This is a genomic window from Streptacidiphilus sp. ASG 303 (genome assembly GCF_020991365.1).
Taxonomy (GTDB): Bacteria; Actinomycetota; Actinomycetes; order Streptomycetales; family Streptomycetaceae; genus Peterkaempfera.
This window is the reverse complement of sequence record NZ_JAJLRA010000157.1, coordinates 1-290: the sequence shown is the minus strand read 5'-3', so window position 1 is coordinate 290 and position 290 is coordinate 1. Positions and strand designations below refer to the sequence as shown.

Annotated in this window: 1 protein-coding gene; it reads left to right on the top strand. The window is 82.4% G+C overall.

Going from position 1 to position 290, the window contains the following annotated elements:
* Positions 1 to 290, top strand: a 290-nt coding sequence (locus LO771_RS30340; protein ID WP_230748374.1) for a DUF6504 family protein, incomplete at both ends; no start/stop codon positions are given.

Here is a 290-nt window from a genome sequence, read left to right as displayed (position 1 = left end):
CCCCGTCGAGGTCCGGGGCACCGGCGACAGGCACACCCACTTCCTCTGGCACGACCGGGTCTACGCGGTCCGCGAGGTGCTCGGCCCCTGGCGGGAGGGCGTGCCCCGGCCGGAGGGCGCCCGGCGGTCCGCCGCGCCCGCGGCCGGCCGCTCCCGGCCGGTGGCCGAGGCGCCCCCGCCCGCGGCGGCGGGCCGGATCCTCGCCGAGCGGACCGGGCGCGAGGTGTGGCGGGTCGAGGCGAGCCCCGGCCGGGCCTTCGCCGCCGGGGTCTACGACCTCAGCCTCGACC